Genomic DNA, 9,731 nt, shown 5'->3' with positions numbered 1-9,731 from the left:
CACCCCGCCGGCGGAAAAGGTTGCCGAGGGCCCGGCGGGTACCCTGGACAGGATCGAACCCCCCGTGGTAACGCAGGGCCCGATTCAGATGGCTGCGGCCGGTTCAGCGGCGCCCTGATCATTGCACCGCCAGCATTCTTGACGCGCCAATCCTCCTCCCCTGTTGGAAATATTGATGCCATTCCTGATCACGCGCCGTGCCGGAATTCTGCTGTTGCTGCTGGCTTCTCCGCTGGCGGCACAGGCCCAAACGGGTGGCGGGACAAGCATGCCGCCGCCTCCCCTGCCCGGCAGCACGCAGGCCCTGACACAGCCCGATGTCCGGGCCCAGATCAGCCCGCAGCGTTACACGATCCTGTCGAGCCAATTGGCTGGACAGATTACGGAATTGACGTTGCGGGAGGGGGACCGCTTTAAGGAGGGGCAGGTGCTGGTTGGGTTGGATTGCGATATCCATCAGGCCCGGCTGGATCGCGCCCGCGCAGCAGAAGAAGCGGCCCAGCGCAAGCTGTCCGTAGCGGGACGCCTGGATCAGCTCAGTTCCATCAGCCGGCTGGAGGTGGATGAGGCCGCCTCCCAGGTGGCCATGCTGAAGGCAGAAATGGCGCTCAACCGGACCATGGTAGAGCATTGCCGTATCAAGGCGCCGTTCAGCGGCCGGGTAGCCGCCAAGTATGTGCAGCGCTGGCAATATGTCGGTGAGGGTGAGAAACTGCTGGAGATCCTGGACGACAAGGATCTGGAGCTGGAAATGATCATCCCTTCCCGCTGGCTGACCTGGCTGAAACCCGGCCATCCGTTCAGCCTGCGCATCGATGAACTGGGACGCGATGTGCCGGCGCAGATCACCCGGGTCGGCGCCCGGATCGATCCTGTCAGCCAGTCGGTGAAGGTTTACGGCCGGATCAGCGGCAAGGATGATGGGCTGCTGCCGGGGATGAGCGGCATCGTCAACATCAATCCTGCCCAGGCCGGCAGCAAAGCCGCACAGGAAGGCCGCGGGGAATGAACCAGGTGCGCGACCGTCAGCTTCTGGCCCTCACGGCCTTCCTTCAGCTTGAAAAACGCGTGCGCGCCTGTACGACCGCAGAGGAACTGGCGTTCCTGATGGTCAATGACACGCATATGATGGTGACCTATCGTCAGGCCGCCTTCTGGCGCACCGACAAGGGCACCATTCAGGCCCTGTCGGGTCTGGTGATGCCCGACAAGGATGCCCCTTTCACTGTCTGGCTGCAGGGATTGTTCAAGAAGCGGCTGGAGACGGCCGAGGGGCAGGCCCTGGCGCCGCTCTCCGCCGCGCTGCTGCCGGCACAGGAGGCGGAATCCTGGGCCCACCATTTGCCCGCCAATGCCTTCTGGGTACCGCTGAAACGGCCGGGGGGAGAGATTGTCGGCGTTCTGCTGCTGGCCCGTGAAGAAGCCTGGGGCGAGCCGGAGCGGCAAATGCTGGAGCAGCTCTCCGACGCCTATGCCCATGGTTGGGCCGCGCTGACCGCCGGCACATCGCGCCGGACCAAATGGCTGCAGCGCCCGCGGCGGCTGGCCATGGGGGTGGCCGCTGCCGCCCTGCTGGTCATGCTGCTGCCCGTGCGCCAATCGGTGCTGGCCCCGGCAGAGGTGGTGGCCCGCGATCCGGTGATCATCCGCGCGCCGATGCAGGGTGTGGTGGAAACCATCCATGTCCAGCCCAATGCCACCGTCAGCCAGGGAACCTTGCTGGCCTCCATGGATGGGCGTGAGTTGACCAGCCGGCTGGACATTGCCCGCCAGCAGCGGGCCGTGGCCGAGGCCGAATTGCGCCAGGCCCAGCAACAGGCGGTCTTCGACGATAAATCCCGCGCCCAACTGGCCATTCTGCAAGGGCGTCGCGAGCAGCATATGGCAGAAGTCGCCTATATTGAGGGCCTGCTGGAGCGCAGCCGGATGACCGCGCCACGCGACGGGATTGCCATCTTTGATGATGTAGGGGATTGGGAAGGCCGGCCGGTGTCGCTGGGCGAGCGCATCATGCTGGTCGCCGACCCCAAGGATGCCGAGTTGGAAGTCCAGTTGCCGGTGGCTGATGCCATCAATCTGGAACCGGGCGCGGAGATGGAGTTCTATCTTAATATCGACCCTTCCTCCCCGGTGGCAGCCAGCCTTGTCCGCGCCGGCTATCGCGCCTCCACAACACCCGACAATATCACCGCCTATCGGCTGCTCGCCCGCTTCGGGCAGGCAGACGACCGGTTGCGCGTCGGCCTTAAAGGCACGGCGAAGATTTATGGTGATCGGACGATCCTGTTTATCTACCTGATGCGGCGACCCCTGGCGGCGATGCGGATATGGCTGAACTTCTGACCCTGGGGGACCGGCAGGCCCCCGCCCTGGAAACGGCCCCGGTTGTCCGTCTCGCCCAATTGCGCGACGAGCTGATCCTGCATGACGGCCCGCGGGACCGGGATGGCTCACCCAGCTGGACATTGGAAGATCCGGCACGCAGCCGGTTTTTCCGTATCGGCTGGATGCAGATGGAAATGCTGGCCCGCTGGGATCTGGGGGATCCCCAGGCCATTGCTGCTGCCGTCAACCAGGACACACCGCTGGATGTCAGCACGGAAGAGGTGATGGATTTCGCCCGCTTCCTCAGCGCCACCCATCTGCTGAAGCTGGGGGGGCCCGACGCCAATGCCGGCCTGCTGCGCCAGCTGCAGGCCACCCGCATGCACTGGGCCAAGTGGCTGCTGAAGAACTATCTGTTCGTCCGTATCCCCCTGGTCCGGCCGGAAGCGTTTCTCAACGGCTGCAAGGATATTGCTGCGCTTTTCTATACGCCGGCCTTTCTGATCCTCACCCTGTGCGCCGGCGCCCTGGGCCTGTTGCTGGTGGCCCGGCAATGGGATGTGTTCACCCGAACCTTCCTGCATTTCTTCTCCATGGAAGGGGCGGTCATGTCAGGCGCCGCCCTGCTGAGCGCAAAAATATTGCATGAGCTGGGGCACGCCTTCACCGCCAAACGCTATGGCTGTCGCGTGCCCACCATGGGGGTGGCCTTCATGGTGATGTGGCCGGTGCTCTATACCGACACATCGGCGGCCTGGACCCTGCCAGACCGCCGCAAACGCATGACCATCGGCGCCGCCGGCATGGCCGCCGAGCTGATCCTTGCCTGCTATATGACCCTGCTCTGGAGCTTCCTGCCGGACGGCCCCCTGCGCAGCGCCACCTTCCTGCTGGCGACCACCACCTGGATCATGACGCTGGCCATCAACCTCAACCCCTTCATGCGGTTTGACGGCTATTTTCTGTTCTCCGATCTGCTGGATGTCGCCAACCTGCAGGACCGTTCCTTCGCACTGACCCGCTGGTGGTTGCGCGAAAAGCTGTTCAAATTCGGGGAACCGAAGCCGGAAGAATTCGATCCGGGCATGGAACGTACCCTGATCGCCTATGCCATCGGCACCTGGACCTATCGTTTCTTCCTGTTCCTCGGCATCGCCCTGCTGGTCTATCACTTCTTCTTCAAGCTGCTGGGCATCTTCCTGATGCTGGTGGAACTTGTCTGGTTCATCGGCCGGCCCATCTGGAACGAAATCATGGAATGGACCAAGCGGCGCCAGGCCTATCACTGGAACCGCAATACCCGCATCTCCGCCGCCCTCGCCGGGCTGGCCCTGCTGCTGTTCATCTTCCCCTGGAAGGGCAGCATTCATGCCGCCGGCCTGTTGCGGGCCGAGCGGCAGGCTCAGGTCTTCGTGCCCAGCCCCGGCCGGCTGGAGGAAATTCTGGTCCATCCCGGCGAGCCCGTTCGGGAGGGGCAGCCGCTGTTCCGCCTGCAAAGCCCCGATCTGGTACATGAACTGGAATTGGCGGAGCGGGAGGTTGCCATCCTGCGCTGGCAAAGCGCCTTCCACAGCATGGTCAATGACGTGACCACCAACCGGGAGGCGACGTGGCGGCAGATGGAAGCCGCCACGGCAAAACAGCAAGCGCTGAAACAGCAGCAGCAGCGCCTGACCATCACCGCCCCGTTCGATGGGCAGATGGTGGACCTTGCCCATCCCTTGAAGGCCGGCGAATGGCTGCCGACCGGGGATTGGCTGGGCACCGTGGTATCGCCGGATTCCGCACAGGTGGAGGCCTATGTCAATGAGGCCGATCTGCACCGGCTTTCCAATGGGGCCCTTGCCCGTTTCCACCCCGAAGATCCCTCCAGTGCCGCCATCGACCTCACCGTCGTCGATATTGCCCAGACGACCACGCGCCGGCTGGACAATGTCGCAGAACTGGCCTCCATCCATGGCGGCAGCATCGCCGCCATCCCCGGACGTAACGGGGCCATCATTCCCGAGCAGGCCATCTATCGTGTTCTGCTGAAACCGTCCGGTGAGACCCCGATGCCCAAATTGACCCTGCGCGGTAAGGTCGTGCTGGAAGGCACGCGGGAGAGCATGGTCGAACAGATTTATGAGCGTTTCGTCGCCATCCTGGTCCGCGAAAGCGGATTTTAGAGCCGGGTGCGTTTAAACGGAAACGCACCCGGCTCTAACTCCTTGTTCAGCGAGCGGATTCACGCTCCAAAGCGATTCCGCTTTTCTGCGATCCGCTCTATAGCAGACTCAACATAGAGCCACGCGCGATCAAAGCCCCGCGGGAGGAACCCTCCGGCGGGGCTTTTTGTTTTCAGTGGGCACAGCACGTGCCGCGTGAAGCCAAGTCAACAGATGTTCACACCGGTGCTTGAGGCCGGTGATCGGTTGCGATCACCGGGTCAGGACATCCGGTTTCTTCCGCCGCTTGTTAAAGCAGTCTGGGAGAGAGACGGCGTAACAGGCTGGCGGCGGCAATCACGGCGCGGGCCGGCTGCGGGTGCAGCAGGCGCATGGCGTTGAACCAGGGGCGCACGCCAGTGCCCAGGCTGGTCCAATCCGGCCCGATCAGCCGCCAGACCGGCGTACCCACCGCCCCCGCCATCTCCCCCACTGCTGTGGGCGCGGTGATGACAAGGTCCAAACCGGCGATCAGGGCCGCCTGCCCTTCCAGATCATCCTTTAAATCCAGATCGGCAAAACAATAGGGGCGCACGCCGGCGGTGTCCCCCGCCGCCCGCTCCACCGCCTCCAGCCCCATCTGCAGATTGACCAGGATGACGCCGGGCACGACGGCCAGCGGGGCCATTTGCGCCATGCTGAGATAGGAACTGCTGCGCGCCGCCGTCAGCCGGCTGGACCGCCAGCAGAGGCCGACCCTCAGGCCCGGCCCCAGCCCCGCCAGCCGCTCCCGCCACATCGATACCCGCGCGCCATCGGGCCGCAGATAGGGCAGCAGCGGCTGATCCCCCAGATGTTGCCAGAGCAGGCCGGCCAGATCACCGGCCGCAATCTGGCAATCGGCCTGCATTGGCCCCGCTTGCATCGCCCGCACCAGCGCCCAGGGAAAGGATCGGCTGAACAGCCCCACCAGACGGGCGTCACATTCCATGATCACCTGCCCGTCCAGCGCCGCCAAAGCCGGATAAAGCGCGGCGAACAGCAGATGGTCACCCAGCCCCTGTTCCCCCCAGACCAGCAGCCGCCGGCCGGCCAGCGGTTCCCCCTGCCAGGCCGGTATGTCGCAGGCCCGGCCCTGCACCACGGCATTGGCACGGTAGCGCGCTGCGTAACCGTCCCACCCCTTGGCCAGATCGCCCTGGCGCAAGGCCAGCGTCCCGCGATTATGCCGGGCGCTGTCCAGGCCCGCGTCGAGCGCCAGCGCCCGGTCGTAATGCTGCATGGAGGCCGGGCGATCATCCATCGCCTGCGCCAACTGGCCCAGCTGGTTCCACAGTTCAGCGTCACCCGGCACCCGGCGGATGGCCTGACGCAGCGCCGCCGCCGCTTCCGGCAGGTTGCCCACCTGGCGCCGCACATCGGCCAGCCCGGCGAAATTCAGCGCCGTGTCCCCGCCCAACGCCAGCGCCCGCTGAAAATCGCGGGCGGCTTCGCCCGGCCGCTCCATCTCCTTGAAAACGGTGGCGCGGTTGGCATGGCCGACGGGCCAGTCCGGCCGCAGCGCCACCGCCCGGTCATGGGCCGCCACCGCCTCGGCCAGCCGATGCTGCTGGCGCAGCATATTGCCCAGATTGGTCCAGTTTTCCGCAGAATCCGGGCGCAATACCAGGGCTTGCCGATAGGCCCCCTCCGCCGCCGCCGGGTCGTTGAGCGTCTGATGCAGGTTCCCCAGATTGCCCCAGGCGGCGGCATAATCCGGGGCCAGGGCCACCGCCCGTTCAATCAGGGGCAGGCCCTGTTCACCCTGCCCCTGCTGGTGATGCGCCAGCCCCAGCAGGTGCAGGGCGACAGGGTGGTCCGGCTGCTGGGCCAGCACGGCACGGTAATGCGCCATGGAACCGGCCGGATCGCCCCCGCTCTGCCGGGCAATGCCGGCGCGCAGGGACTGTTCCGGATCGGGGGCCGAACCCGCCATCAGGGCTGCCAGCCGCGCCACCACCGCCGGTACCTGCGCCGCCACCGCCGTTCGCGGTGGCACGGTGGCGATATTCATCGCAGCAAACCAGGGCCGCACGCCCGTTCCCAGCCGGGACCAGTCGCCCCGTTCCGACAGGCGCCAGACCGGCACGCCCAGCGCCCCCGCCAGTTCCCCCACCGCTGTGGGGGCGGTGATGACCAGATCCAGCCCTGCCATCAGGGCGGCCACCCCCTCCTGGTCATTCTTCATGTCCAGATCGTCCCAGCCATGCGGGCGCACCCCGTGATGGCGGGCCAGCTGGTCGATCTCCTGACTGGCATCATCATATTGCAGGTTCACCACCTGCACGCCGGGCAGCCGGAACAAGGGCAGCCAGTCGGTCAGCATCGTGTAACCGCCCGCCCGGTCGCCCTTATAAAGCTGGCTGCGCCAGCACAGGCCGACGCGCAAGCCCGGTGGCAGGGCGGCCAGCCGATCCCGCCAGCGGGCCGCCAGATCGGGGCGCGGCGCCAGAAAGGCAGCCCCGTCCCAACCGGCGGGATCGGGGGCCAGCAGGCCGGGCAGGCTGCCCGCCGCCACGCGCAAATCCTGATCCTCGGCCCGCCCCGCCACAAGAAAGCGCAGCCCCGGCCAGCGGCGCGACAGCAGGGGCAGCAGACGGGGATCAGCCTCCACCGTCACCGGCCCGTCCAGCCTTGTCAGGTGCCCGAACAGGCTGGCGAACATGATCTCGTCCCCCAGCCCCTGTTCCCGCTGCACCAGCAGGCGGCGGCCGGCCAGCGGCTCCCCCTGCCACAGCGGCAAGGGCAGGTCAGGCGTCCCCCGCACCTCCCCGCAGGCAAAGCGTTCCTCATAACCCGCCCAACCGGCGACCGGATCGCCGGCGGCCAGTTGCAGCAGGCCCAGACTATAGCGGGCGCGCGGGTCGCCGGGGCGGATGGCCAGTGCGCGCCGCACCGCCGCCCTCGCTGCCACCGGCTGCCCGATGCTGGCATGAAGGGTGGCGAGATTGATCGCCGCTTCGGCATGGCCGGGATCGGCCGCCAGTGCCTTTTCCTGACAGGCCAGCCCCTCCGCCGTTTCCCCCAGCGCCGCCAGCCCCAACCCCAGATCGCTCCAGGCATCGGCCAGGGCCGGGTCCAGGGCCAGCGCCTGCCGGCTGGCCTCCACCGCCGCCGCCGGTTCGCCCATGGCCCGCCAGGCGGTGGCCAGGGAGGCCAGGGCCCGCGGATAGTCCGCCCGCAGGGCCAGGGCCCGACGGAGTGCCGCGATGGCATCGGCCGGGCGGCGCAGTTGCGTCAGGGTCGCCCCCAGATTGGCCCAGGCCTCCGCCTGATCCGGGCGCAGTGCCAGGGACTGGCGGAAAGCGGCCGCCGCCTCCCCCAGCCGCCCCAAGGTCTTCAGGATGCTGCCGCGTGAATTATGGGCATTGGCGAAATCGGGATCGCCGGCCAGGGCCTGATCGACAAAGCCCAGGGCTTCCGCCGCCCGCCCGGCCTGCAACAGCACCAAAGCCAGCAGATGCGCGGCATCCACCTCCCCCGGTTCCACCGCCAGCACGGCGCGGTAACCCGCCTCCGCCCGGTGCAGATCGCCCGCCCGGTGGGCGGCGACGCTGTCTTCCAGCGAGGGGGGGGCGGCAGGCGGGGCCGACACTTTCTCCACACCGTTCCGCAAGCCCGCCAGCGCCCGCACCAGGGCCGGGATGGCGGCAGAGGCCGGGGCGCCCGGCGGGCTGGGAAACAGGCGCATACTGCCATACCAGGGGCGCACCCCGGCACCCAGCCGGGTCCAGTCATCGGCACTGCCAAACCGCCAGACCGGTACGCCCAGGGCACCGGCCAGTTCCGCCACCGCCGTGCCGGCGCTGATCACCAGATCCAGCGCCCCCATCAGGGCCGCCACCCCATCCTGATCCTGCCGCAGGTCCAGCGGCACGCCCAGCGCCTCCGGCGTGGCAAAATGCTGGCCGGCCCTGGCCAGCTCTGCCGCCGTGGCCGGCTCCGCCAGATCATATTGCAGTGGCACCCAGCAGATGCCGGGCAGTGCGAATAACGGGGCCCAATCCTGCAGCCGGCTGTACATGTCCAGCCGGCCGGCGCTCAACAGCCCGCTGCGCCAGCAGAAACCGATCCGCAACTGGCCGGGGGCAAAGGCCGCCAGCCGCTGGCGCCAGGCGGCCACCGCATCCGTATCGGCTTTCAACCAGGGCTGACCGGTGAAACCGCCCAGATCGCGCGACAGCAGCCCGGCCAGATCACCGGCCGCCACCTGACAATCCGCCGCCACCGCCTGCCCTGCCGGCACCACCTGGATATCCGGCCGGGCACGGGCGGCCAGCGGCACCAGCCGTGCATCCAGTTCCAGGATGATCGCGCCACCCAGCCGGGCCGGATCGGGCACGGCGCTGGCAAACATGATCTCATCCCCCAGCCCCTGTTCGGGGCGGATCAACAGCCGCCGGCCGGCCAGCGGCTCCCCCTGCCACAGCGGCAAGGGCAAAACGGCGGCGGGGGTGCGGTGGCCGGCGCGGAACCGGTCGGCATAGAAATCCCAGCCGATCGCCAGCCGGCCATGGGCCAAATGATCCAGGCCCAGGTTCAACCGGGCCACCGGCTGACCCGGATCAAATTTCGTTGCGGTCTCAAAACATTCCACCGCCGCCTGAACCTCACCCTTCAGCCGCAGCAAGGTGCCCAGATTGGCATGGGCAACGGCCAGATCGGGGGCCAGGGCGATGGCGCGCCGCTGGCACTGCTCCGCCTCCCCCACCCGGCCGCATTCCAGCAGCGCCACACCCAGATTAGCCCAGCCCCCCGCCGCCGTTGGGGCCAGCGCGGTGGCGCGCCGCCCGGCGGCCATGGCGTCGGCCGGGCGGCGCAGATCGATCAGCACGGCAGCCAAATTGCTCCAGCCATCGGCAAAATCCGCCCTGGCCGCCAGGGCGCGGCGGAAGGCTGCCTCCGCCTCCTTGTCGCGGCCCAGTGCCTTCAGCAGGCCGCCATAATTATTCTGGATGCTGGCCGCACCCGGCGCCTTCTCCGCCGCAGCCGCCACCAGCGCCAGCCCTTCCGCCTGTTCCCCCCCCTGCCACAGGGCCAGCCCCAGCAAATGGCTGGCCTGCAAGTCGCCCGGCCGTTGCGCCAGAAAGGACCGGTAATGCCGAATGGCCCCGGCCGCATCGCCCGCCTGATGCAGGGCAATCGCCCGGTCCAGCAGGGCAGCCGGCGAGTCGGCTTTCACTTTGTTTTTCGGGTCCATTCCGGGTCCGGTTCAGTGTC

4 protein-coding genes are annotated in these 9,731 nt (G+C 67.5%); 3 read left to right on the top strand and 1 reads right to left on the bottom strand.

Annotation, left to right across the window (positions count from 1 at the left end; translation table 11 throughout):
• Positions 1–175: 175 nt before the first annotated feature.
• From CHB97_RS17670 to CHB97_RS17660, 3 genes are read left to right on the top strand one after another with little or no spacing between them, the layout of a single operon-like run.
• Positions 176–1,009, top strand: coding sequence for an efflux RND transporter periplasmic adaptor subunit (locus tag CHB97_RS17670; protein WP_089289312.1), 834 nt, complete (start codon positions 176–178; stop codon positions 1,007–1,009).
• Positions 1,006–2,343, top strand: a complete 1,338-nt coding sequence (locus tag CHB97_RS17665) for an efflux RND transporter periplasmic adaptor subunit (protein WP_089289311.1) — start codon at positions 1,006–1,008, stop codon at positions 2,341–2,343. The genes CHB97_RS17670 and CHB97_RS17665 overlap by 4 nt, the downstream gene beginning before the upstream one ends.
• On the top strand, positions 2,328–4,493 hold the full coding sequence (locus tag CHB97_RS17660) for an HlyD family efflux transporter periplasmic adaptor subunit (RefSeq protein ID WP_089289310.1): 2,166 nt from the start codon (positions 2,328–2,330) through the stop codon (positions 4,491–4,493). Before CHB97_RS17665 ends, CHB97_RS17660 begins: the two co-directional genes overlap by 16 nt.
• A gap of 289 nt (positions 4,494–4,782) precedes the next feature.
• Here CHB97_RS17660 and CHB97_RS27055 read toward each other — a convergent pair whose 3' ends face one another.
• Positions 4,783–9,693: a tetratricopeptide repeat protein gene (locus tag CHB97_RS27055; protein WP_160105984.1), complete on the bottom strand. Its 4,911-nt coding sequence runs from the start codon at positions 9,691–9,693 to the stop codon at positions 4,783–4,785.
• Positions 9,694–9,731 lie beyond the last annotated feature (38 nt).

The organism is Azospirillum sp. RU38E, assembly GCF_900188385.1.
Taxonomy (GTDB): domain Bacteria; phylum Pseudomonadota; class Alphaproteobacteria; order Azospirillales; family Azospirillaceae; genus Niveispirillum.
This window is presented reverse-complemented; position numbering and strand designations above follow the sequence as displayed.